Here is a 22,081-nt window from a genome sequence, read left to right as displayed (position 1 = left end):
CCTACCGCACGGCCCCCACCGCCCGCACCAACGCCGACACCCCCCGCACCACCTTCTCCCGAGGACACCCCACGTTCAGCCGGACGAACCCGGGCGCCCCGTAAACGGCACCCCCCATGATCGCCACCCCTTCCCGCTCCACCAGCACCCGCTGCAACGCCTCGTCGTCCACTCCCAGCGGCCGCAGGTCGATCCAGGCCAGGTACCCCGCCTGCGGCGGCGCCCACCCCAGCTCGGGGAAGGCCTCGCCCAGCCGCTCCGCGACGTAACCGAGGTTCCCCGCCACATACGCCCGTACCGCGTCCAGCCACGCCGCTCCCTCCCGGTACGCCGCGATGTGCGCGGTCAACGACAGAACGGCCGGCGACGCCAGCCCCTCCCCCGTCTCCATCCGGCGCACGTACTCCGCCCGGTCCGCCGGATCGCCGATCAGCCCGTACGAACCGGTCAGCGCCGGAAAGTTGAACGCCTTCGACCCGGAGGAGATGAGGGCCCAGCGCCCGGCGCCCGCCACCCGCGTCCACGGCACATGGCCACGCCCCACCCGCTCCTCGTGCACGAAGTCCGCGTGGATCTCGTCGCTGATCACCGCGACCCCGTGCCGCTCCGCGAGCTCCGCCGTCCGGGCCAGCTCGTCGGCCGTCCACACCCGCCCCGTCGGGTTGTGCGGCGAGCACAGGACCAGCACCTTCGCGTCCGCCCGCGCCAGCTCGCGCTCCAGCGCCTCCTCGTCCCCCACCGGCACCCCCCGCAGCTCGCGCCCGAGCCCGGTGATCGCCTTGCGGAAGCCGTCGTACGTGGGGGTGTGGACGACGACGCCGTCCCCTTCTCCCGTCCACATCCGGAGCAGCTGGGAGAGCTGGTTGAGCACGGACGGACCGTAGACCAGCTGCCCGGTGTCGATCGTGGTGTCGTACCGGGTCGCGTACCAGTGGGCTATCGCGGAGCGGAAGTCGTCCTGCTGCCAGGTGGTGTAGCCGAACACCCCGTGTTCCAGACGGTCCCGGAGCGCGGCCAGGACCTCGGGAGCCGTGGCGAAGTCCATGTCGGAGATGGTGAACGGCAGCAGCCCGTCGACCCCGAACCGGTCAGCGACCCCGTCCCACTGGACGCACCAGGTGCCCCGGCGGTCGACGACGGTGTCGAAATCGTAAGTCGCACCCACAGCGGCGCCTCTTCTCTCTTCTGGTCTCTTACGGCACGGCACGGCCTGGCACGGCAGCGGGCCCGGCCCCCTGAAGGAGGACCGGGCCCGACACGTGCGTCCGTACGTCCGTGCATCCGTGCGGACGGGTGATTACTTCAGCTTCGTGCCCGTGGAGCGCAGGTGGCCGCACGCCTCGGTGACGCGCTTGGCCATGCCCGCCTCGGCGGCCTTGCCCCAGGTACGGGGGTCGTAGGTCTTCTTGTTGCCGACCTCGCCGTCGACCTTCAGGACACCGTCGTAGTTGCGGAACACGTGGTCCACGACCGGGCGGGTGAAGGCGTACTGGGTGTCGGTGTCGAGGTTCATCTTCACGACGCCGTTCTCCAGCGCGGTGGCGATCTCCTCGGCGGTGGAGCCCGAGCCGCCGTGGAAGACGAAGTCGAACGGCTGGCTGCCGGCCGGCTTGCCGTACTTCTCGGAGACGCCCGCCTGGAGGTCCTTCAGCAGCTCGGGACGGAGCACGACGTTGCCCGGCTTGTAGACGCCGTGGACGTTGCCGAAGGAGGCGGCCAGCAGGTAGCGGCCCTTCTCACCCAGGCCGAGCGCCTCGGCGGTGCGCAGCGCGTCGTCGACGGTCGTGTACAGCTCGTCGTTGATCTCGTGCGTGACGCCGTCCTCCTCACCGCCGGTCGGGGTGATCTCGACCTCAAGGATGATCCTGGCGGCGGCGGCCTTGGCCAGCAGCTCCTGGCCGATGGCCAGGTTGTCGGCGAGGGTCTCGGCCGAGCCGTCCCACATGTGGGACTGGAACAGCGGGTTCAGACCCTTGGCGACGCGCTCCGCGGAGACGTCGAGCAGCGGACGTACGTAACCGTCCAGCTTGTCCTTGGGGCAGTGGTCGGTGTGCAGCGCGATGGTGACGTCGTACTTCGCGGCGACGATGTGCGCGAACTCCGCCAGGGCGACCGCGCCCGTGACCATGTCCTTGTTGTACTGGCCGCCCAGGAACTCCGCACCGCCGGTGGAGATCTGGACGATGCCGTCGCTCTCGGCCTCCGCGAAACCGCGCAGGGCGGCGTGCAGGGTCTGGGTCGAGGTGACGTTGATGGCCGGGTAGGCGAACTTGCCCGCCTTTGCCCGGTCGAGCATCTCGGCGTACGCCTCGGGGGTTGCGATGGGCATCTGACCGCTCCTTGGGATGTGCGGGTGTGCAGGCTGTGAGTCCCTGACCTGGGGGCGACGTCATCGTCGCCCCCATCTTCCCAGACTCCTCATCCGGCTCCACTCGGCGGACCCTGTTTCACGTGAAACCGTCCGCCACGGGCTCAGAGGCTGCCGGGCGGCCGCTCAGCCCAGGTCGAGGTCGGCCACCGAGTAGACGTGGATGTACGGCAGACCGGCCTCGGCGATGGCCGGGGCGGCACCGCGCTCGACGATCACGGCGACGGCGACGACCTCGCCGCCCGCCTCGCGCACCGCCTCGACGGCGGTCAGCGGCGAACCGCCCGTCGTCGAGGTGTCCTCGACGACCAGGCAGCGGCGGCCCTTCACGTCGGCGCCCTCGATCCGGCGCTGCATCCCGTGCGCCTTCTGCGCCTTGCGGACGACGAACGCGTCCAGGCTCTCGCCGCGGGCGGCGGAGGCGTGCAGCATCGACGTGGCGACCGGGTCGGCGCCCAGGGTCAGCCCGCCGACGCAGTCGTAGTCCAGCTCGGCGGTGGCGTCGAGCATGACCTGGCCGACCAGCGGCGCGGCCCTGCCGTCCAGCGTGATCCGGCGCAGGTCGATGTACCAGTCGGCTTCCAGCCCCGAGGAGAGGGTCACCTTGCCGTGCACCACGGCCTTGTCCTTGATCTGCTGGAGCAGGTCAGCGCGTACGTCAGTCATGACCACGAGGGTAAGCGGTACCGCACCGGCCCACCGCCGGGCACCGGCTCAGAGCCGCGTCCAGCTCCAGGTCGTCGTCATCTCCAGCGGGTCGATCGGGGTCACCAGCCGGGGCGCGGTGTTCAGCCCGTTCGGCGGCCCGGACTGCGGCTCGACGCAGACGGCCTCGTCCTGCTCGTCGTAGACGACCACCCACTCGCTGCGGCTCTTCACGGTCAGCTCCAGCCGCTCCGGCCAGGTGAGCTTCACGTCCACACCGTCGGGCATGCCGAAGCAGTCGTCCCACGGACCGGGCAGGGGGTCGATGCGACGGCCGGTGGGCAGATGGTCCGCGCCGCGTTCCTCCTGCCAGGCGGCGTCGAAGGAGAGCTCGGCGGCCACGCCGTCGAGGGTGCGGCGGAACCAGGGATGCCAGCCGGCCTGGGCCGGGAAGGAGTCGCGTGACGTCTCGACGGCGAGGCCCAGCGTCAGCGCGTCCCCGGTCAGCTCGAAGGTCTGCGTCACCCTGCCCCGGTACGGCCAGGGCTCGGCGAGGTCGTAGTAGAACGCGGCCCGCCCCTCCTCCAGGTCGGCGGCCGTGAACGCCGGCTCCCAGGAGGTGTCGCGGCCGGTGCCGTGGATGGCGTGCGGCGGGGAGTTCAGCGGCAGCCGGTGGAGCTCGTCGCCGTTGCGGAACTCCCCGTTCCCGGTCCGCCCGCACCAGGGCACCATCGGGAAGCAGCCGTACCGCTCGCCCTGGCGGAGCAGTTCGGCGCCCCCGATCCGCAGGCTGCTGATCCGGCAGCCGTGCCCGGGGTCGACGGTCAACTCGGCTTCGCCGACGGTCAGCCTGACGTTCTCTTCGCTCCTGCTCACCCGACGACCCTACTGGCCCGCTCCGCCTCCGGCACCCGCCGCCACCGGGGACCATGCCTCCGGCGTCCGTCGCCACCGGTGACCATCCCACCGGGCACCATGCCACCGGTGACCGTCGCCACCGGCGACCGCTACCTCCGGCGTCGCAGCACCCGGCTCAGCACCACGGCGGAGGCGAGCGCGAGGGCGGCGGCGGGGGCGACCCACCGCAGGGTGGTGCTCGCACCGCCGGCCTCCGGGGAGGGCACGGGGGCATAGCGGCCCCGAGGGGGCGCGTGGTCGACCTCCTCGGCGCTGCGCCCGATCATGGTGCGGCGGGCGTGGGCGGCCTCGGCGGGCGGTTCGTCCGGAACGGTGAACTCCACGCCGGCGACGGGGTCGAGGGAGGGCGGCGGCACGGGCGAGTCGAACACGGACCCGGACTCCTCCACCCCGGGCTCCTCCACCCCGGGCTCGCCCCCCTCGGCCTCCGCCCCAGTCCCGGCCCCGGAAGAACCGCCTTCATTCCCGACGCCTCCGTTCCCGACGCCTCCGTTCCCGACGCCTCCGTTCCCGACGCCTCCGTTCCCGACGCCTCCGTCCCCCTCGGCCGCGTCCTCATCGCCCGAGAGCCCCTCGGCGACCACCGCGCCGTCGCCGTCGCCGTCCAGGCCCTCAGCCTCAGCCTCAGCCTCGGCCTCGGCCTCACCCGCGTCCGCGTCCTCGTCCCGCACCGCCAGCGACTCCGTCACCAGCTGCTGGGTGAAACGGTCCAGGAGCCGGTGGGCGGCCGCGAGCGCGGCGCCCTCCGCCAGCTCGACCAGCCGCCCGTCCCCGCTCGCGGTGCCGCTGTAGGCGAGCGCCGTCCCGCCGTCCGCCTCCGTGAGCCCGATGGTCAGAGCCAGCTCGACCGCACCGGCGCCCCGGGCCTCGACACCCCGCCCGGTCACCGAGAAGCGCGCCCCGCCCGAACCGCCGGGCTCCTCCGGGCCGGTGAGCCGCAGCTCGCCCCGGTAGGTGATGGTGTGGCCGCCGGCCCGCAGCTTCAGCCGGCCCGCCAGGGGCGACGCCGACGCGTCGGCGTCCTGCTGGAGGCCGGGGACGCAGCGAGCGACCCGGGCGGGATCGCTCAGCGTGCGCAGCAGGGTCGGGACGGGAACCGGAACGAACACCTCATGCTCCATGGCAACCGAGCCTAATCGGCCCCGGCCCGGACGTCAGCGGTTCCGCCCACCGAAAGCCGGGCCCGCACGCCGGCCGCACGCCGGGCCGCACGCCGGGGAGGCCCCGGGCGTACCCCTCGGCGTGCTCCCGGGCGCGCCCCTCGGCGTGCCCCCGGCCGTGCCTCTGGGCGCGCTCACACGTCCTCCCAGTACCGCGGGTGGGTCAGCGTCGACGGAACCAGTCCGGGAAGCCGGGCTTCGTCCGCCGCCCGCGCCCCCTCGCGCAGCTCCCGGCCGCCCAGCGACCGCGGTACGGGCCCGTCGGCGGCCAGGGCGAGCCGCGGAGCCACGCCCGGTCCGGCGAGGAGGAAGCCCCAGTCCTCCCGCTCCCGGCCCTCGCCGCCGCCCCGGTCCGGGCCCGCGGCGAGGCCCGTGTACCGGCCGGTGACGCGGTACGGGCGGGTCGCGAGGCCGCCCGCGCGCACCGAGGCCTCCACCGTCCAGAAGGTCCCCGGCCGGGCGCCCAGCGGCCCGGCGTGCACCACGAGCCGCCCGTCCGGGACCAGGGCCTCCGCGACCAGCCCGTAGAACTCGGCGGAGTACAGCTTCGTACTGGCGGTGATGCCCGGGTCCGGAAGGTCGGAGATCACCACGTCGTAGCGTCCCCGGTCGGCCCGGAGCCAGGTGAACGCGTCCGCCCCGACCACCGAGACGCGGGGGTCGCGGAAGGCGTGGTCGTTCAGCTCGGAGAGCGCGGGGTCCGTACGGGCCAGACGGGTGACGGCCGGGTCCGGCTCGACGACGGTGACCGAGCGGACGTCCTCGTAACGCAGCATCTCGCGGGCGGCCAGACCGTCGCCGCCGCCCAGGATGAGCACGCGGGCGCGGGGCCCGTTCATGGCGGGGTGCACCAGCGCCTCGTGGTAGCGGTACTCGTCGCGGGCGCTGACCCGCAGCCGGCCGTCCAGATAGAGGTCGAGGGAATCGCGGTCGGTGCCGGTCAGGACGACCTCCTGCACCCCGGTCTGCACGGCGACGCGCACCTGGTCCCCGTAGACCGCGCGCCGCGCCGCCCGCTCGAAGTCGTCGACCAGCACCGTGGCCGTGGCCAGCACCGCGATCACCGCGCCGTTGACCAGGACGAGGAGCCACCGGGAACGGGAGGTGAGGTCGCGCCGGAACACCCACAGGACCAGCGCGCCGCCCGCCGCCGCGTTGACCGCGCCGGTGAACAGCGCACCGGTCAGCTGCCCCAGCACCGGCAGCAGCAGGAACGGGAACGCGAGCCCGCCGACCAGCGCGCCCACGTAGTCGGCGGCGAAGAGATCGGCGACGGCGCCGCCCGCGTCCTGCCGGTCGACGCGCTGGATCAACGTCATCAGCAGCGGGATCTCCGCGCCGATCAGCACCCCGATCGCCAGCGAGAACCCGACCAGCGCGTACTGCGAGTCGCCGAGCCAGGCGAACGAGGCGTAGAGCACCAGCGCGGAGGAGCCGCCGATCAGCGCGAGGGCCGCCTCGACCATCCCGAAACCGACGGCGGCGCGGCAGCGCAAACGTTTCGCGAGAAGGGACCCGATACCCATGGCGAACACCATCACGGAGAGCACGACGGAGGCCTGGGTGACCGAATCGCCGATCAAGTAAGAGGCTAGGGCGACCAGTTCGAGCTCGTAGACGAGACCGCAGGCGGCGCAGACGAAGACCGCGGCCAGCACGAGGAACCGGCCGGTCCTCGGCCGTACGGGAAGCCGCGCCGCGCCCCCTCGCAGCGACATCTGCTGGTCGATCATGATGCGAACGCTACGTCACCGCACCAGCGCAGCCTGTCACCCACACGGGTGTAAGTGCCCCTGCTGGTCAGGCCGCGGGCGCGGGAATGCGCACCCCCACCCTGGTCCGGGTCATCACCAACTGCCCTTCCTGCGGGTACGCGTGCCAGGTGCGCCACCGCACCTGGCCCTCGGTGCGCTGGGCGAGCATCGCGGTGAAGGCGTACGGGCTGCCGGGGAAGGTGCCCACCAGACCGTGCGGATGGTCGCTCACCAGGGCGAGCAACTCCTGTGCCCGTCCGGCGAACTGGCCCTGCGTCAGGGTCTCGACGCGCGCCGCGAATTCGTACTCCCACTCCCCGAGCCGCTTCGCGACGCCGAGGGGCAGGGGGGTGCTGCTGCCGGGCATACAGGCCACGGTCTCGGAGCAGACGCCGCGGTCCTCCTGGAGGAGGACCTGATGGGAGGCGCCGAGCAGCCTCAACTGGAGTTCGGCGCCGCCGAGCTGGAGATCGAGGACCGCCAGGGCGGGCAGCGGCTCCCGCCCCAGCATCCAGGCCAGGTCGGCGGCGCGGGTATCGGAATAGGCCGTCTGGAGAGTGGTGAGCATGGGTGGGCTCCGCAAACACACATGGACGCATGGACAGCAGGACGCCCCGAGTTGCCGCACGTGGGAGGTGGGGAGCGCCCGATCTGGTCCAACTGGGGTCCGAGGGCTGATTGTTCTCTTCAACGAGGGAATCACGAAGTACGCCCACTCACAGCGCTTTCGCCCAACTTGCCGTGGTTTCCATCCCCCCGGGGGCCCACCGGTTCACTTGTTCAACCAAAAATGTCCGCGTCGCTCAACAGACCCGCGTCGCCCAACAGATCCGCGTCGTCCAACAGATCCGCGTCGTCCAACAGATCCGCGTCGCTCAACAAAAGAGCGCCCGGAGGGAGTTCACCCCCCGGACGCCCGGCGTCATGTCACTTTCGGTGACTGTGCACCGACGGCCCGCTCAGCTGCCGCCCCCACCGCAACCGCCCCCGCCGCCTCCGCCTCCGCCGCACGACGAGCCGCCGCCGCAGGAGTGCCCGCCGGAGCCGTCGCCGCCGGAGTCGCCCCCCGACCACCAGCCGCCGGAGCCGCCTCCACCGTCGGCGGAGGCCCCGCTCGCGGAGCGCCGGCGCCCGACGCGCGGCTTGGCCGGTCCGCGCCCGCCGGTGACCCGCAGACCGGCCAGCAGCGCTCCGATGACGACCACGGCGACCAGCACCGCGCTGAAGACGCTCATGCTCCCCACCCGCCTTTCCTTCCCCCGAAGCGGGGTCCCCCACCGCTTCCCCGTTGTAGTGACAGGGGGATTCCCCGGTCCTCCGCGCGCCAAAGCGGACTTGAGCAACTCCAGAGCTTCGGCCCAGGATGGCACCCATGACACAGGGACGAGCGACCCAGGGAACCCCGGCAGAGGGGCGGCCACTGCTCAACCGCCACCTCGCCTCATTCGGCACGACGATTTTCGCGGAGATGTCCGCGCTGGCTGTGCGGACCGGCTCCATCAACCTCGGCCAGGGCTTCCCCGACACCGACGGCCCCGAGGAGATCCGGGAGGCGGCGGTCCGGGCGCTGCGCGCCGGGCACGGCAACCAGTACCCGCCGGGCCCCGGCGTCCCGGAGCTGCGCACCGCCGTCGCCGCCCACCAGGAACGCTTCTACGGCCTGACCTGGTCCCCGGAGACGGAGGTCCTGGTGACGACCGGCGCCACCGAGGCGATCGCCGCCTCGCTGCTCGCCCTCCTCGAACCGGGCGACGAGGTCATCGCCTTTGAGCCGTACTACGACTCGTACGCCGCCTGCATCGCCATGGCGGGCGCACAGCGCGTACCGCTCACCCTGCGCGCCCCGGACTTCCGCCCGGACCTCGACGAACTGCGCACCCTGATCACCCCGCGCACCCGCCTGCTGCTCCTGAACACCCCGCACAACCCGACCGGCACGGTGCTCACCCCCGACGAGCTGGCCGGGATCGCGGCCCTCGCGGTGGAACACGATCTGCTGGTGATCACCGACGAGGTGTACGAGCACCTGATCTTCGCGGGGGCGCACCACCCGATCGCCGCGCTCCCCGGGATGCGCGGGCGCACGGTGTCGATCTCCTCCTCGGGCAAGACGTTCTCGTACACCGGCTGGAAGATCGGCTGGGTCACCGGGGACGCGCCGCTGGTGGCCGCCGTCCGCGCGGCGAAGCAGTATCTGACCTTCGTCAGCGGGGGCCCGTTCCAGTACGCGATCGCCGAGGCGCTCGCCCTGCCCGACGCCTTCTTCACCGACTTCCGGGAGGGCATGCGCCGCAAGCGGGACCTGCTGGCGAAGGGGCTGCGCGCCGCGGGCTTCCGGGTGTACGAGCCGGAGGGGACGTACTTCATCACCACCGACATCTCCCCGTTCGGCGACGAGGACGCGGGCGCCTTCTGCCGCGCGCTCCCGGAACGCTGCGGGGTGGCGGCCGTGCCGGTCTCGGTCTTCTACGACGATCCGGAGGCGGGCCGCAGCCAGGTCCGCTTCACCTTCTGCAAGAAGGACGAGGTCCTGGAGGAGGCGGTGGAGCGCCTGGCCCGGCTGGGCTGAGCACGGAGACGGCCCGGGCGGCGGTCATGGTGACCGCTTGCCCGGGCCGCTGCCGTGGGCCGTGGTTCAGGCGCCCGCGGGCTCCTCGCCCTCCGGCTTGTCCTCGGCGGGCTGGATGCCGAGGCGCTCGACGAGCCACTTGTCGAACTCGATCGAGGCGCGGACCCAGCTCACCGTCGAGGAGACGAAGTGCTCCAGGCTGACGCCGGTGCCGATGAGCATCTGCGCCTCACCGATCAGCCGGACGGAACCCGCCTCGCCCTCCTCGCCCTCGTGGGCGTGGGTGTAGACCTTGGGCCACAGGGTGCGGCGGTTCCAGTCGTCGATGGCGTCCAGCAGGACGGGACGCTGGTCGAGGTCGTGGGGGCGGTCGTAGAACGTGCGGACCGAGAAGACCTGCTGCTCGTCCTCGCCCCGGAACATGAAGTACGTCCGGAACTCTTCCCACGGCGCCGCGAGGTCGCCCTCGTCGTCGACGACGTACTTCAGCTCCATCTGGTCGAGGAGCTGCTTGACGAGGTCCTGGTCAGGGACGACGGGGCCCTCCGGTCCTGCCGCCTGCGGTTCGGGCTGGCCCCCGAAATTAGGAATCGAGGACGGATCGATGCTCACCGTTATTTCCCTTCGTGACGAGTACGGCCATCCTCTCCCATGGCGGGCGGGGCATGGCAAGCCCGGGCGGCCCCGATCCGCCACAAGCTGACAGACAGCGCGTGGGGACGGCCGCGATCCGCCGGGCGTCGGCCGGGGAGGGGCCGGACCTCCACTCCTCCCCTCCACCGACGGGCCGCTACACTCCGTGACCGGCGGTTACGGTCCCGCCCGGGAGGCCGTTACGCGGCGGGGCCGACGATCAGCCCGTCCTCCGTCCGCTCCACCCGTACGGTGTCACCGTCGCGGACCTCGCCGGACAGGATCTCCTTGGCGAGCCGGTCGCCGATCGCGCTCTGGATGAGCCGGCGCAGCGGCCGCGCCCCGTACGCCGGGTCGTTGCCCTCCTCGGCGAGCCAGGCCAGCGCCTCCGGCGTGACCTCCAGGGTGAGCCTGCGGTCGGCGAGGCGCTTCGCCAGCCGGTCGATCTGGAGCCCGGCGATGTGCGTGAGCTCGTCGCCGGACAGGGCGGAGAAGACCACCAGGTCGTCGAGCCGGTTGATGAACTCCGGCTTGAAGGAGGCCCGCACCACGTCCAGCACCTGCTGCTTCTTGACCTCGGGCTTGACCAGGGGGTCCATCAGGAACTGGGAGCCGAGGTTGGAGGTGAGGACGAGGATGGTGTTGCGGAAGTCGACCGTGCGGCCCTGGCCGTCGGTGAGCCGGCCGTCGTCGAGGACCTGGAGCAGGACGTCGAAGACCTCGGGGTGGGCCTTCTCGACCTCGTCCAGCAGCACGACGCTGTACGGGCGGCGGCGGACGGCCTCGGTGAGCTGGCCGCCCTCCTCGTAGCCGACGTAGCCGGGCGGGGCGCCGACGAGACGGGCGACGCTGTGCTTCTCGCCGTACTCGCTCATGTCGATGCGGATCATGGCCCGCTCGTCGTCGAACAGGAAGTCCGCGAGCGCCTTGGCCAGCTCGGTCTTGCCGACGCCGGTGGGCCCGAGGAAGAGGAACGATCCGGTGGGCCGGTCGGGATCCGCGATCCCGGCCCGCGTGCGGCGTACGGCGTCGGAGACGGCCTGCACGGCCTCGCTCTGCCCGATCAGCCGCTTGCCCAGCTCGGACTCCATCCGCAGCAGCTTCTGGGTCTCGCCCTCCAGCAGCCGCCCGGCCGGGATGCCGGTCCAGGCGCCGACGACGTCCGCGATGTCGTCCGGGCCGACCTCCTCCTTGACCATGGTGTCCTTGGAGGCCTCCTGCTCCGCCTCGGCGGCCTCCTCCAGCTCCCGCTCCAGGCCCGGGATCTCCCCGTACAGCAGCTTGGAGGCAGCGTCGAAGTCACCGTCGCGCTGGGCGCGTTCGGCCTGGCCCCGCAGCTCGTCGAGGCGCTCCTTCAGCTCACCGACCCGGTTGAGGCCCTGCTTCTCCTTCTCCCAGCGGGCGTTGAGGCCGCGCAGCTCCTCCTCCTTGTCGGCGAGGTCGCGGCGCAGCTTCTCCAGCCGCTCCTTGGAGGCGGCGTCGGACTCGTTCTTGAGAGCCAGCTCCTCCATGCGCAACCGGTCGACGGAGCGCTGGAGTTCGTCGATCTCCAGCGGCGAGGAGTCGATCTCCATCCGGAGCCGGGAGGCCGCCTCGTCGACGAGGTCGATGGCCTTGTCGGGGAGGAAGCGGGAGGTGATGTAGCGGTCGGAGAGGGTGGCGGCGGCCACCAGCGCCGAGTCCGCGATCTGCACCTTGTGGTGGGCCTCGTAGCGGCCCTTGAGCCCGCGCAGGATCGCGATGGTGTCCTCGACGGAGGGCTCGGCGACCAGCACCTGCTGGAAGCGCCGCTCCAGGGCGGGGTCCTTCTCGATGCGCTCGCGGTACTCGTCGAGCGTGGTCGCGCCGACCATGCGCAGCTCGCCGCGGGCCAGCATCGGCTTGAGCATGTTGCCCGCGTCCATGGCGGAGTCGCCGCCGGCGCCCGCGCCGACGACGGTGTGCAGTTCGTCGATGAACGTGATGATCCGGCCGTCGCTCTCCTTGATCTCGGAGAGGACGGTCTTCAGGCGCTCCTCGAACTCGCCGCGGTACTTCGCGCCGGCGACCATCGCGCCGAGGTCCAGCGAGACGAGCCGCTTGTTCTTCAGGCTCTCGGGAACGTCGCCCTTGACGATGCGCTGGGCGAGCCCCTCGACGACGGCGGTCTTGCCGACGCCGGGCTCCCCGATGAGCACGGGGTTGTTCTTCGTCCGGCGCGACAGCACCTGCACGACGCGGCGGATCTCCTGGTCGCGGCCGATGACCGGGTCCAGCTTGCCCTCGCGCGCGGCGGCCGTGAAGTCGGTGCCGAACTTCTCCAGGGCCTTGTACTGGCCCTCCGGGTCGGGTGTGGTCACCCGGCGCCCTCCCCTGCTCGTCTCGAAAGCGGCCAGCAGCTTCTTCGCACTGGCGCCCTGCCCGTCGAGGATCTCACCGGCACGGCCGCCCTTGGCCGCGATGCCGATCAGCAGGTGCTCGGTGGAGATGTAGTCGTCGCCCAGCTCCTGGGCCCGCTGGGCGGCGTCCTGGATGACGGCCAGCAGCTCGCGGTTGGGCGCCGGCGGGGCGACGGTGGAGCCGGTGACGCTGGGCAGGCCCCCGAGCAGCCGCTCGGTCCCGCCCCGCACCGCGGCCTGGTCGGCCTCGACGGCGGCCAGCAGGTCGATGACGTTCTCGTTGTCCTGGCCCTCCAGCAGCGCGAGGAGCAGGTGCCCCGGGGTCAGATCCGCGTGTCCGTCCTTCACGGCCCTGCTGGTGGCCGCGTTGATGGCGTCCCGGCTCTTGTTGGTCAGCTCGGCGTCCACGTGTGGTCACTCCTCCTCGCAGCTGGTGGGTCGTACGTGCTTCGTTGACTCAATTAACGTACACAAAGTTGAGTCTATTCCACTCAAGGCGTTGCGCGCACGCGCTGCGGGCACCCGAAGACCGGCCTCGTACGCTGCCCCCATGGCAGACGTACACCACCCCACTCCCGCATACGCCGCGTTCTGGCGCGAGAGTCACCTCTCCACCCTGACGACCCCCCGCCCGGACGGCACGCCTCACGTGGTGCCGGTGTGCGTGACGTACGACCCGGAGGCCGGGGTGGCGCGCGTGATCACCGACGGGGGCAGCCGCAAGGTCGCCAACATCCGGGCCGCCGGTCCCGGCGGGGCGCGCGTGGCCGTCTGCCAGATCGACAGGGCCCGCTGGGCGACCCTGGAGGGCCTCGCGGTCATCCGTACGGAGCCGGAGGCCGTCGCGGACGCGGAAGCCCGTCACGAGGCGCGCTACGGCCGCGCCCCGCGCATCAACCCGACCCGGGTCGTCATCGAGATCACCCTCGACCGGGCGCTCGGCAAGGCCTGACCCACGGTTCCCCGGACGCCGCCCCCGTACGGGAACAGCACAACGGCGCCACCGTGTTCAGGTCACGGTGGCGCCGCTGTGTGGGGGAAGCGCCGGAGCGATAGGTGACGACGGGGGAATCGCTCAGGCACTGCGGGGGGTGGCGGAAAGTGGTTCTGCGTCGAACAGCTCATGGTCCCGCTGATCGAGATTGACGAAGATCATGCCGTACCTGACGGCACAGCGGACCGGCTGCGGCGCACCGCGCGGCCGACGGAGACAGCGATAGGCGCGGACGTCCTCGTCCTCTTCCATCACCACGACGATCGGCTCTCCGAACAGGGTGACCATCAACGAGTCGCCACGGCGGGGGAGGGCCGTGAGCAGATCGATGAAATGCCACCCTGAGCGATAGGCGGTCGCCATCTCGCGCCGGAAGGTCCGATCGTCCGGCGGGGTGCTCATACCCGGCCCCGTGCGGCAGGGGCGTCCTCCGACAGCGACGCGGGGGCTGCTTCCGCCCCCGTCGCCCGTGCGGGCATGGAGTCCCAGGCCAGGTCCGGAGGCGGAGCGGCCTGCACCTGTGCGCCGGCCGTACCGTGGGTCACGCCGCCCTCAACGAGGTCAAGAACACTCAGCGCCCCGGTCGTCAGCCCAACGGAGAAGGCAACAGCAAGCACCGAGCGAAGCGTTTTGTTACTCATGATGGGCTTCGTCCTCACTTCCAAGGTTTCCTCTCCCCCGCAGAACAAGACGATGACCCATCCAGGCACGTCAACGCCACAGAAGCGATGCATCATGTTCCTGCTGATTCATGTTCCTGGGGGGTGGAGAATTGACCACAGACAGTACTAAAGCGGTACATCCCCACTCGGTTAGTGCCTTGTGTGACGAGGGAGCACGGGTCTACGCCAGTGCGCTGAGTGTGGGCAAAATAGCTCGCGTCGAGGCGGAAGACGCTCCGTGCCTGCTGGAATTCGCCCTGCTCCATCCCGATCCCGACGACCCCACCTGGCTACGGCCGGTGCCGCCGTCCGCGGCGCTCACGCAGCGGCTCCACCCGATCGAGCGGGAGATCCAGGACCGAAGGCGGCTCTCGGTGGAGCTCACCGAGGCGTTCGAACCCTTCATGGCGATCAGTGCCCAGGCTCCGCCGACCACACACGCCATCACGGTCCTCGAAGGCATCGGCCGCATCAACGCCTCGATCGAACTCGCCCTCGCCGAGTGCCGTTCGGAAGTCCTCACCATTCAGCCGGGCGGCGGGCGCAGCGAGAACGCGCTCACCATCGCCATGGAACGCGGCCAGATGCTCACGGAACGTGGCGTCGGCATGCGCACTCTGTACCAGCACACCGTCCGCCACAGCCATGGAACCCTCAATTACGCGGCCCGAATGGCCGAGAGCAAGGTGGAGATCCGAACACTCGAGGAGCTGATAGAGCGCCTCATGATCTTCGACCGCACCGTCGCCTTCATACCGGCGACCGACGACCGCACCGTAGCCCTTGAGCTGCGACACCCCGGCATCGTGGAGTACCTCGCCAAGGTCTTCGAACAGTTCTGGCACCGCGCGGTACCCCTCCAGGAGCAGATTCCGTACGACTCCACGACGGACGGCATCTCCGGAGTGAGACATTCGATCGCCAAGCTGCTCGTCGAGGGCCACGTCGACGAGGCCATCGCCCGCCGCCTCGGCATGAACGTCCGCACCTGCCGGTCGCACATCGCCAAACTCAGCGTCGCGCTCGGCAGCAACAGCCGGGCCCAGCTCGGCTACCTGATCGCACGATCCGGAATCCTGGAATCAGGCCCCGATCACGCGCTCACCCCCGAGCCGGGAGCCTGACCGCGCCCGCCACGACCACCAGGGGGCACGGGCAGGGGCGCGCCACCCCCGCCCGGGGCACGGCCGGGGGTGCGTCACGACCGCCCGGGGGCACGGCCGGGGGTGCGTCCGGCCGTACGCGTGCCGCAGCCTCAGACGTCGCGGCGGATGAAGAGCCGGCCGCCCACGAGGGACGCGGCCGCCGTCCACCCCACGATCAGCAGCAGACCGAACGGGGCCGCCAGGGCCTCCGGGAAGGCCGACGTGTCACCGAGCAGGGCGTACTGCGCCCCCTCGGGAAGGAACCGGCCCACCTCCGGGAGCTGACCGAGGACCAGCACCTGGCCGAGGGTGCCCCACACGACCAGGCCGAGAACCGCGGCGAGCCGGCTGCGCACGACGAACCCGACCGCCGCGCCCCACGGGCCAGCCAGGGTGCAGATGGTCAGGACGGCGGCGGCGGTCGTCCAGGTCGCCCCGTCCACGGCGAGATCGGCGCCCCTCGCCGCGAGGGCCGTACGGCCGACGGCGAAGGCCCCCACGACCGCCGCGACGCCGAAGAGCAGGCCGGACAGGGCCGTGGCCAGCAGCTTGGCGGTGACGACCGAGGAACGTCCGGGCGCGTACAGGACCGTGCGGCCGATCGCACCGGAACTGAACTCGTTGGTGACGTGCAGGGCGCCGAAGAGCCCCGCGAAGAGGGCGGCGGACGCGCCGAGGCCGACGATGCTCCCGGTGAGCCCGGCCCCGGCGGACGCGGGGTCGGCCTCCGCGTACACGAGGCCGAACTGCCCCAGTGCGCAGAAGACCAGGGCGACCAGAAGCAGCACGGTGAGCGCCACGCCCGAGCGGAGTTTGAGCAGTTCCGCGGAGAGCTGGTTACGCAGGACCTCAGGCATGGGTGACCTCCGAACGGGACGCGGCGCCCGCGCCCGTGCCCTCGACGAGTGCGAAGTAGGCGTCCTCCAGCCGTCCCCCGCCGCGCCGCACCAGCTCCTGGAGGGACCCCGTGAACAGCACCGAGCGGCGCAGCACGACCACGTCATCGACGCTCTGCTCGACCTCGGACAGCAGGTGACTGGCGATCAGCACGGTCCGCCCCTCGGCGGCGGAGCGCTCGACGAGGCGGCGCATCCAGCGAATTCCGTCCGGATCGAGACCGTTCAACGGCTCGTCCAGGATGAGGAGCCCGGGATCGGGAAGCAGCGCGACGGCGAGCGCGAGCCGCTGTCGCATACCGGTGGAGCACGCCTTCACCCTCTTGCGCTCCGCGCCGTCAAGACCGACCTGCTCGATCACCTCGGCGATGCGCGAGGACGACAGCCCCAGGGAGCGGGCCGAGATCTCCAGCTGGCGGCGGACCGTCACGCGCGGGTGGAAGCCGATCGCGTCCATGACCACGCCGACCCGCTGCGCCCGCTCCGGAGCGGACAGCGGCTGCCCGCCCAGGACCTGCGCGGTCCCCGCGTCGGGGCGGGCCAGCCCGAGCAGGATCCGCAGCAGCGTGCTCTTGCCCGCGCCGTTGGGGCCGAGCAGACCGGTGACCTTGCCCGGCCGCAGCGCGAAGCTGACGTCGTCGAGTGCCCTCTGGCCGCCGAACGTCTTCGTCACGTTGGAGAAGACGACGCTGCCGCCTGCCCGGGGCGGATGTTCTGGTCGCACGTGTTCTGTCCTGTCCTGCTGTTCGGTCATGGGGGTTCCGTCGTCGTGAGGAGGGAGGAGGCGGGGGGGAGGGGGAGGCGGGAGAGCCCATACGGATCACGCGGCCACCGAGCGCGGCCATGGACCGGGCGGCCACGGGACACGGCGGCCACGGAACCCGGTGGCCACGGACCGGAGCCGCCGGCCTGCCGGGCGGCATCGCACCCGCGCCTGCCGGGTCTCCGCCGCGGGGCTTCAGCCAATCAGCCGCCGGGCCGCTCCGGCGGCCCGGCGGACGCAGCTTCCTGCTGGCTGTCCGGCAGGAAGCTGCGGCAGGACTCGATGATCTCCTCAAGATCCGCCACGGCCGCGTGCACGCCCTCGCCGAGCAGGACCCCGGTGGGGTTGAGCAGCACCTCGTCCACGCCGGCGCGCCGGTACGCGTCGAGCGCGCCGGCGATCTCCTCGGGACTCCCCGCCACCACCACCCGGTCGCGCAGCAGGGCGTCCACGGTGCCCGCCGGGTCGTGCGGGTCCAGGTCCAGTCCGGCGGCACGGAGCATCGCCGCGTAGTGCGGCGTCGCCACATGGCCGGCGGTCGCGGCGAGCGCCATGCCCCGGACGTCGCGGCCGGGCCGGTCGACGACGACGTGGACGGAGGTCGCGAGGCGGGGGGCCCGTGGCCTGCCCGCCACCGCCGCGCCCTCCTGGAGCGCCGGGCGCAGCGTGCCCGCCACATAGGCGGGTGGCGTCATCCACGTGACGGCGACGTCCGCCACCTCACCGGCGGTACGCGCCATGCCGGGCCGGAGCACCCCCGCACCCACCTCGACCCGCGGAGCATGCGGAAGCTCCGGCAACATGCCGTGGAGGTGGTGGTACGGGCCGCTGGTCGCGACCGGCTCGCCGTCCAGGAGAGCGCGTACCGACCTCAGGTAGTCGCGGACCGCGGTGCGCGGGCTGTCGTAGGCGCGCCCCGTCAGCCCGGCCACGAAGCCCGGGTCGCCGATGCCGAAACCCGCGACGACCGGTTCGCCGGTGAGCAGCGCCAGCGACCGGGCCTGGAGCGCCGCCTCGTAGGGATGACGCAGCGGAAGCAACGTCACGCTCGTCCCGACCGGGACCGTGTGGCCCGCGCCCGCCAGATAGGCCAGCGTCTGGTGGGTCTCGGCCTGGAAGGACTGGCACATCCACAGGCGTCGGGCCCCCGAGCGCCGGACGAGCGCCGCGAAGGGGGCGACCAGTTCGGGGTGGTCGGGCTGGAGCGGGTAGAGAACGGCCGGGTTCACCGGGGGTCACCCTTCTGATCGCGTCGGAGTCCGGGCATCTCGCGGGACCCGCCGGGCATCTCCCGGAACCCATCAGGCGTCTCGCGCGACCCGCTGGGCATCTCACCGGACCCACCGGGCGCCTCGCGGAACCCACCGGGCGCCTCGCGGAACCCACCGGGCGCCTCGCGGGTCCCGCCGGGCGTCGCAGGACCGTCGGCCTCGGCGGACAGGCCCCGGGCGGAGGCGGACAGGCCCCGAGCGGACGCAGGCAGGCCGTACGGGGACCTGAACCCGCCGGGCGTCGCAGGACCGTCAGCCTCGGCGGGCAAGCCCCGGGCGGAGGCGGACAGGCCCCGAGCGGACGCAGGCAGGCCGTACGGGGACCTGAACCCGCCGGGCGTCGCAGGACCGTCGGCCTCGGCGGGCAAGCCCCGGGCGGAAGCGGACAGGCCCCGAGCGGACGCAGGCAGGCCGTACGGGGACCCGGCCGGAGCCGAAGCCGAAGCCGGAGCCGGGACGGCATCCGGCTCGTACGTCGCCAGGACAGCCCCACCGGGGTCCAGCCGGCGCGCGGCCGCCACCACCTGCGCGGGGGTGACGGCGGCGAGGCGGTCCCGGTAGCCGTCGAGCCAGTCCGGCTCCAGCCCCGCCGCGGCGAAGCCCGCCAGCGCGCTCGCCTCCTCGGCGCGCGTCGCCAGGGCGAAGCGGGTGAAGCCGGTCGCGTAGGCGCGGGCGCGGTCCACCTCCGCCGGGGACGGGCCCCGGGCGGCGAGCTCCCGGAGGCACCCGGTGATCTCGCCGGCGATCCGGTCCGCGCTGCCCGGTGCCCCCGCGCACTCGATCTCCAGCCAGCCGCCGGCCCCGTTCTCGCGGACGCGGGCGGAGACCGCGTACGCGAGCCCGTGCCGGTCCCGGATACGACGGCCGAGCCGGGCGGAGGCGTAGCCGCCCAGCAGCAACTGGGCGAGGTGAAACGGGGCATGATCCGGGTCTGCGGTGGGGACGGCGGGCCCGACGGCCAGGACGAGCGCCTGGTCACCGGGTCCGGGCGTAAAGGCGCCGCCGCTCCCGCCATCGCCACCGCTCCCGGGGCCGCCGCCTTCGGCGACGTCGAGCACGACCCGCCCCGGCCGGGGGTCCTGACGCGTGAAGCGCGGGAGGGTGAGGCCCGACGGGCCACCCGTCCAGGGCCCGAGCCGCTCGCCGGCCAGGCGCAGCACGGTGTCCGGTTCGGCGCCCGCCAGCACGACGAGCGACGACCCGCCGGGCACGACGGCACGCGTGTGAAGGGCCCCGAGGGCATCGGGCGGCAGGGAGACGACGTCCAGAAGCGGTGCCGTACCACCGGAGCGGGACGACAGCGGGTGCGGCCCGAAACCGTGCGCGAGCGCGGCACGACGCAGCCGTACGCGGCTCGCGGGGGCACGGGGAGCGGCGGCCGCCCGGCGCTGGGCGAGGGCCACCTCCCCCGCCTCGTACCGCGGGCGCGTCAGCAGCTCGGCCAGCAGGTCGAGCGCACCGCGGAGGCCCGGCGCGAGCACGCTGACCGAGAGGATCAGGGACTCGGCGGTGACGACGGTGCTGAACTCGGCGCCGAGGTCGGCGGCCCGGTCGGCGATCTCCTGACGGGTACGGTCCCGGCTGCCCGTCCCGAGGCAGGCGGCGAGGAGCTCCTGGGCGGCGGCGAGGCCCGGTTCGGTGCGCGCGTAGGGGATGACGAGGCGCAGCTCCGCGAGCGGGGCGCCGGGGGCGTGCGTCGCGAGGACGCGCAGCCCGGTGGGCAGGACGGCTGCGGTGGTGCGGTTCATCCGGCGGTGCCTTCCCGGGCGACGAGTTCGGTCACGGTGGTGGGCCCGTCCAGCAGGGCGCGGGCCGCGTCCGCCACCTCGGCGGGGGTGGTCGCCCGCAGCTCCTCGGGGAGCCCGTCGGGCCCGGCGGATCCCGGCAGGAGCAGGGCGGCGCGGCCGAGGGCGACGGCGCGGGTGGGGAGCGAGTCGGTCTGCCGGTGGACGGCGACCAGCAGGGAGTTCACCGCCCGCCGGTGCTCGGCCTCGGAGGGCGGCCGGTCCGCGAGCGTCCGCAGGACGGACCGCCAGACGCCGGCCGCCGCGTCGACGTCGGTGCCGGGCGCCCGGCCGAGCACCGCGAGGGCCAGGTCGGGGGCGGCCGAGGCGAGCCACTGGCCGTGGTAGCCGCAGGTGACGGTCGCGGAGGTGAGGCGGTGCCCGTCCCGCGCCGACCGCGCCACCGCCGGCAGCCGGGACCGGCCGAGCACCTGCGCCAGGACGACGTGGGCGAGGTACGCGGGGCGTTCGGCGACCGGGTCGGGGAGCCGGTGCCCGACCGCCACGCCGGGCGCGGGGGCGGGCAGGGGCGCGGTACGGATCTCCGGGAGCGGGCCGGGGGCCGGAGCGGGCGGCCGGAGCCGCGCGGGGGGTGCTCCGGCGCTGTGCGGGGCCGACGCCCCGAGCGGGGCGAAGAGTTCGTGCGCCGCCGCGGTGACGCGTACGGGGTCGATGTCCCCGACGACCGACAGGACCATCCGCCGGGGCGTGTAATAGGTGCGCTGGAAGCGTTCGGCCTCGTCGGCGCCGATGCCGTCGAGCTCGGCGGCCGTACCGAAGCTGTCCCTGCTCCCCGGGTAGAGCCCGTCCAGCGCCGCCTCCCAGTACCGGCCGCCGGTCCCCGCCCCGCGGATCTCCTCGGCGATGACGGCGGTCTCGGTGCGGATCACGTCCCGGGTGGGCGCGAAGCCGAGCAGGCGGCGCGCCTCCGCCGCCAGGACGGCCGGCAGCAGGTCGGCCGGGACGGTGGTGTGGAAGACGGTGTGGTCGCGGTGGGTCTCGGCGTTGCAGACCCCGCCCGCCCCCTCGACCAGGGCCGCGTGGCCCTCCCCTTCGCCGGCGGCCGGGCCGGAGCGGGGGAACATCAGGTGCTCGACGAGATGCGCGGTGCCGTGCCGCCCGACGGGGTCGTCGTCTCCGCCGGCCGCCACGGTCAGGGCGACGGCGGCGAGGCCGCGCCCGTACTGCGGGACCGCCTCCGCGCACACCCGCAGTCCGTTGGCGAGCACGCTCACCCGCCCCGCGGCGGCGTCCGGCCCGGTGGCGGTCGCGGCGCGCGGACTCATGCCAGCGGCCGGAACACGGACACGCACATCTTCCGGCTGTCGCCCCCGTCGAAGGGCTGCTCGCGCCAGCCCGCGTACCGGCCGACGAGCTCCAGACCTGCGATGGCGCCCAGCAGGTCGAGCTCCCCCGGCCACAGGTAGCGCATCACGGTGGTGGCGGACCGGGGGGCGTCGCCGTCCATGAAGAGCGTGCTCTGCAACATCATGTTCTGCGAGGCGGGCAGCACGCCCACGGACTCGATGAGCGCCCCGCGCCCGCCGATCGGGTAGGTGTTGACCTCGTTCTTCTTCTGTACGTGGTAGTCGCTCGGGTCGAACGTCTCGATCACCACGTGCCCGTCCGCCGCCACGTGCCGCGCCATCGCGTGCGTCAGCGCGATCTGCTCGTCGACCGCCATCGCGCAGCACAGCACGTTGAAGGGGGCGAGGACGACGTCGAAGGTGCGACCGAGATCGAGACCGGAGAAGTCGCCGTGGACCGGGGTGACCCGGCCTTCGGGGTCCTTCTCCGCGAGGCGGGCCAGCATCCCCTCCGAGGACTCGACGCCGTGGACGTCGAAGCCGCGCTCCGCGAGCGGGAGCGCCACCCGGCCGGTGCCGACGCCGAGTTCGAGGACGCTCGCGCCGGGCGTGGTGAGGGTCAGCAGGTACGTACCGATGTCGTCGAGGTCGGGCGTGCTCGGGTAGATCTCGTCGTACACCCCGGCGAGGGCGTCGCTGTAGGCGGTGGTGATCGCCGCCCCGAAACCGCCCGCCCCGGCGAGGGGTCCGGCGTCGCCGGCCGCTTCCGACGCGTCGGCGGTGGTCGTCGCGTCCGTGGTGGTCGTCGTGTCCGTGGTTCCGGCGGTGGTCATC

Annotated in this window: 20 protein-coding genes; 3 read left to right on the top strand and 17 right to left on the bottom strand. The window is 72.8% G+C overall.

What is annotated here, in order from left to right; genetic code table 11:
• Window position 1 precedes the first annotated feature (1 nt).
• The 8 genes from D581_RS0130510 to D581_RS0130470 all read right to left on the bottom strand — a co-directional run bounded on the left by D581_RS0130510 (window position 2) and on the right by D581_RS0130470 (window position 8,080).
• Complete coding sequence (locus D581_RS0130510; RefSeq protein WP_018960922.1) at window positions 2-1,165, bottom strand: MalY/PatB family protein; 1,164 nt, start codon at window positions 1,163-1,165, stop codon at window positions 2-4.
• A 132-nt stretch (window positions 1,166-1,297) separates the two neighbouring features.
• A complete protein-coding gene (fbaA, locus tag D581_RS0130505) occupies window positions 1,298-2,329 on the bottom strand; it encodes a class II fructose-bisphosphate aldolase (protein WP_018960921.1) in 1,032 nt (343 codons plus the stop codon).
• A gap of 165 nt (window positions 2,330-2,494) precedes the next feature.
• Window positions 2,495-3,034 (bottom strand): orotate phosphoribosyltransferase, encoded by a 540-nt coding sequence (gene pyrE, locus D581_RS0130500; RefSeq protein WP_026291053.1) that lies wholly within the window; start codon window positions 3,032-3,034, stop codon window positions 2,495-2,497.
• A gap of 48 nt (window positions 3,035-3,082) precedes the next feature.
• Window positions 3,083-3,889 carry an aldose epimerase family protein gene (locus D581_RS0130495; RefSeq protein WP_018960919.1) on the bottom strand — a complete coding sequence of 269 codons (807 nt, stop codon included), beginning with the start codon at window positions 3,887-3,889 and terminating at the stop codon, window positions 3,083-3,085.
• A 131-nt stretch (window positions 3,890-4,020) separates the two neighbouring features.
• Window positions 4,021-5,052 carry an SRPBCC domain-containing protein gene (locus tag D581_RS0130490; protein ID WP_063738223.1) on the bottom strand — a complete coding sequence of 344 codons (1,032 nt, stop codon included), beginning with the start codon at window positions 5,050-5,052 and terminating at the stop codon, window positions 4,021-4,023.
• A gap of 173 nt (window positions 5,053-5,225) precedes the next feature.
• Window positions 5,226-6,824, bottom strand: a complete 1,599-nt coding sequence (locus D581_RS0130485; protein ID WP_018960917.1) for a polyamine aminopropyltransferase — start codon at window positions 6,822-6,824, stop codon at window positions 5,226-5,228.
• Between the two features lie 67 nt (window positions 6,825-6,891).
• Complete coding sequence (locus tag D581_RS0130480; RefSeq protein ID WP_018960916.1) at window positions 6,892-7,413, bottom strand: DUF2617 family protein; 522 nt, start codon at window positions 7,411-7,413, stop codon at window positions 6,892-6,894.
• 391 nt (window positions 7,414-7,804) lie between these two features.
• Entirely contained in the window at window positions 7,805-8,080 is a 276-nt protein-coding gene (locus D581_RS0130470) for a hypothetical protein (protein ID WP_032753281.1), read from the bottom strand.
• A gap of 137 nt (window positions 8,081-8,217) precedes the next feature.
• Here D581_RS0130470 and D581_RS0130465 point away from each other — a divergent pair, with 137 nt between their 5' ends.
• Entirely contained in the window at window positions 8,218-9,414 is a 1,197-nt protein-coding gene (locus tag D581_RS0130465; RefSeq protein ID WP_026291052.1) for a pyridoxal phosphate-dependent aminotransferase, read from the top strand.
• Between the two features lie 66 nt (window positions 9,415-9,480).
• Here the strand turns inward: D581_RS0130465 and D581_RS0130460 are convergent, their stop codons facing one another.
• Window positions 9,481-10,026, bottom strand: a complete 546-nt coding sequence (locus D581_RS0130460) for a type III secretion system chaperone family protein (RefSeq protein WP_018960912.1) — start codon at window positions 10,024-10,026, stop codon at window positions 9,481-9,483.
• Window positions 10,027-10,247: 221 nt separating this feature from the next.
• Window positions 10,248-12,833 carry an ATP-dependent chaperone ClpB gene (clpB, locus tag D581_RS0130455; RefSeq protein ID WP_018960911.1) on the bottom strand — a complete coding sequence of 862 codons (2,586 nt, stop codon included), beginning with the start codon at window positions 12,831-12,833 and terminating at the stop codon, window positions 10,248-10,250.
• Between the two features lie 142 nt (window positions 12,834-12,975).
• Here clpB and D581_RS0130450 point away from each other — a divergent pair, with 142 nt between their 5' ends.
• On the top strand, window positions 12,976-13,377 hold the full coding sequence (locus tag D581_RS0130450; RefSeq protein ID WP_018960910.1) for a pyridoxamine 5'-phosphate oxidase family protein: 402 nt from the start codon (window positions 12,976-12,978) through the stop codon (window positions 13,375-13,377).
• A gap of 123 nt (window positions 13,378-13,500) precedes the next feature.
• Here D581_RS0130450 and D581_RS0130445 read toward each other — a convergent pair whose 3' ends face one another.
• A complete protein-coding gene (locus D581_RS0130445) occupies window positions 13,501-13,821 on the bottom strand; it encodes a Rieske (2Fe-2S) protein (protein WP_003967571.1) in 321 nt (106 codons plus the stop codon).
• 349 nt (window positions 13,822-14,170) lie between these two features.
• On the opposite strand from D581_RS0130445, the gene D581_RS0130435 reads away from it, so the two are divergent.
• On the top strand, window positions 14,171-15,205 hold the full coding sequence (locus tag D581_RS0130435) for a hypothetical protein (RefSeq protein WP_026291051.1): 1,035 nt from the start codon (window positions 14,171-14,173) through the stop codon (window positions 15,203-15,205).
• 131 nt (window positions 15,206-15,336) lie between these two features.
• On the opposite strand, the gene D581_RS0130430 is transcribed toward D581_RS0130435, so the two are convergent.
• The 6 genes from D581_RS0130430 to D581_RS0130405 all read right to left on the bottom strand — a co-directional run bounded on the left by D581_RS0130430 (window position 15,337) and on the right by D581_RS0130405 (window position 22,080).
• Window positions 15,337-16,083 carry an ABC transporter permease gene (locus D581_RS0130430; protein WP_018960907.1) on the bottom strand — a complete coding sequence of 249 codons (747 nt, stop codon included), beginning with the start codon at window positions 16,081-16,083 and terminating at the stop codon, window positions 15,337-15,339.
• The gene (locus D581_RS0130425) at window positions 16,076-16,846 is read right to left on the bottom strand and encodes an ABC transporter ATP-binding protein (RefSeq protein ID WP_486585895.1); all 771 of its coding nucleotides are present in this window, start codon (window positions 16,844-16,846) and stop codon (window positions 16,076-16,078) included. Before D581_RS0130425 ends, D581_RS0130430 begins: the two co-directional genes overlap by 8 nt.
• A gap of 242 nt (window positions 16,847-17,088) precedes the next feature.
• Window positions 17,089-18,114, bottom strand: coding sequence for a F420-dependent peptide dehydroalanine reductase LxmJ (lxmJ, locus tag D581_RS0130420; protein WP_018960905.1), 1,026 nt, complete (start codon window positions 18,112-18,114; stop codon window positions 17,089-17,091).
• A complete protein-coding gene (locus tag D581_RS0130415) occupies window positions 18,111-19,904 on the bottom strand; it encodes a M16 family metallopeptidase (RefSeq protein ID WP_018960904.1) in 1,794 nt (597 codons plus the stop codon). Before D581_RS0130415 ends, lxmJ begins: the two co-directional genes overlap by 4 nt.
• On the bottom strand, window positions 19,901-21,226 hold the full coding sequence (locus tag D581_RS0130410; RefSeq protein ID WP_018960903.1) for an insulinase family protein: 1,326 nt from the start codon (window positions 21,224-21,226) through the stop codon (window positions 19,901-19,903). Before D581_RS0130410 ends, D581_RS0130415 begins: the two co-directional genes overlap by 4 nt.
• Window positions 21,223-22,080 (bottom strand): class I SAM-dependent methyltransferase, encoded by an 858-nt coding sequence (locus tag D581_RS0130405; RefSeq protein WP_018960902.1) that lies wholly within the window; start codon window positions 22,078-22,080, stop codon window positions 21,223-21,225. Before D581_RS0130405 ends, D581_RS0130410 begins: the two co-directional genes overlap by 4 nt.
• Window position 22,081 lies beyond the last annotated feature (1 nt).

It is taken from the genome of Streptomyces sp. CNB091, from assembly GCF_000377965.1.
This window is presented reverse-complemented; position numbering and strand designations above follow the sequence as displayed.

Excerpts from the sequence above, each read along its gene's own strand:
- D581_RS0130485 (WP_018960917.1), bottom strand. The coding sequence starts at position 6,824 with ATGATCGACCAGCAGATGTCGCTGCGAGGGGGCGCGGCGCGGCTTCCC.
- D581_RS0130470 (WP_032753281.1), bottom strand. The coding sequence starts at position 8,080 with ATGAGCGTCTTCAGCGCGGTGCTGGTCGCCGTGGTCGTCATCGGAGCG.
- D581_RS0130490 (WP_063738223.1), bottom strand. The coding sequence starts at position 5,052 with ATGGAGCATGAGGTGTTCGTTCCGGTTCCCGTCCCGACCCTGCTGCGC.
- D581_RS0130430 (WP_018960907.1), bottom strand. The coding sequence starts at position 16,083 with ATGCCTGAGGTCCTGCGTAACCAGCTCTCCGCGGAACTGCTCAAACTC.
- D581_RS0130480 (WP_018960916.1), bottom strand. The coding sequence starts at position 7,413 with ATGCTCACCACTCTCCAGACGGCCTATTCCGATACCCGCGCCGCCGAC.
- fbaA (WP_018960921.1), bottom strand. The coding sequence starts at position 2,329 with ATGCCCATCGCAACCCCCGAGGCGTACGCCGAGATGCTCGACCGGGCA.
- D581_RS0130435 (WP_026291051.1), top strand. The coding sequence starts at position 14,171 with ATGTTCCTGGGGGGTGGAGAATTGACCACAGACAGTACTAAAGCGGTA.
- D581_RS0130415 (WP_018960904.1), bottom strand. The coding sequence starts at position 19,904 with ATGAACCGCACCACCGCAGCCGTCCTGCCCACCGGGCTGCGCGTCCTC.
- D581_RS0130405 (WP_018960902.1), bottom strand. The coding sequence starts at position 22,080 with ATGACCACCGCCGGAACCACGGACACGACGACCACCACGGACGCGACG.
- pyrE (WP_026291053.1), bottom strand. The coding sequence starts at position 3,034 with ATGACTGACGTACGCGCTGACCTGCTCCAGCAGATCAAGGACAAGGCC.
- D581_RS0130445 (WP_003967571.1), bottom strand. The coding sequence starts at position 13,821 with ATGAGCACCCCGCCGGACGATCGGACCTTCCGGCGCGAGATGGCGACC.
- D581_RS0130465 (WP_026291052.1), top strand. The coding sequence starts at position 8,218 with ATGACACAGGGACGAGCGACCCAGGGAACCCCGGCAGAGGGGCGGCCA.
- D581_RS0130410 (WP_018960903.1), bottom strand. The coding sequence starts at position 21,226 with ATGAGTCCGCGCGCCGCGACCGCCACCGGGCCGGACGCCGCCGCGGGG.
- D581_RS0130450 (WP_018960910.1), top strand. The coding sequence starts at position 12,976 with ATGGCAGACGTACACCACCCCACTCCCGCATACGCCGCGTTCTGGCGC.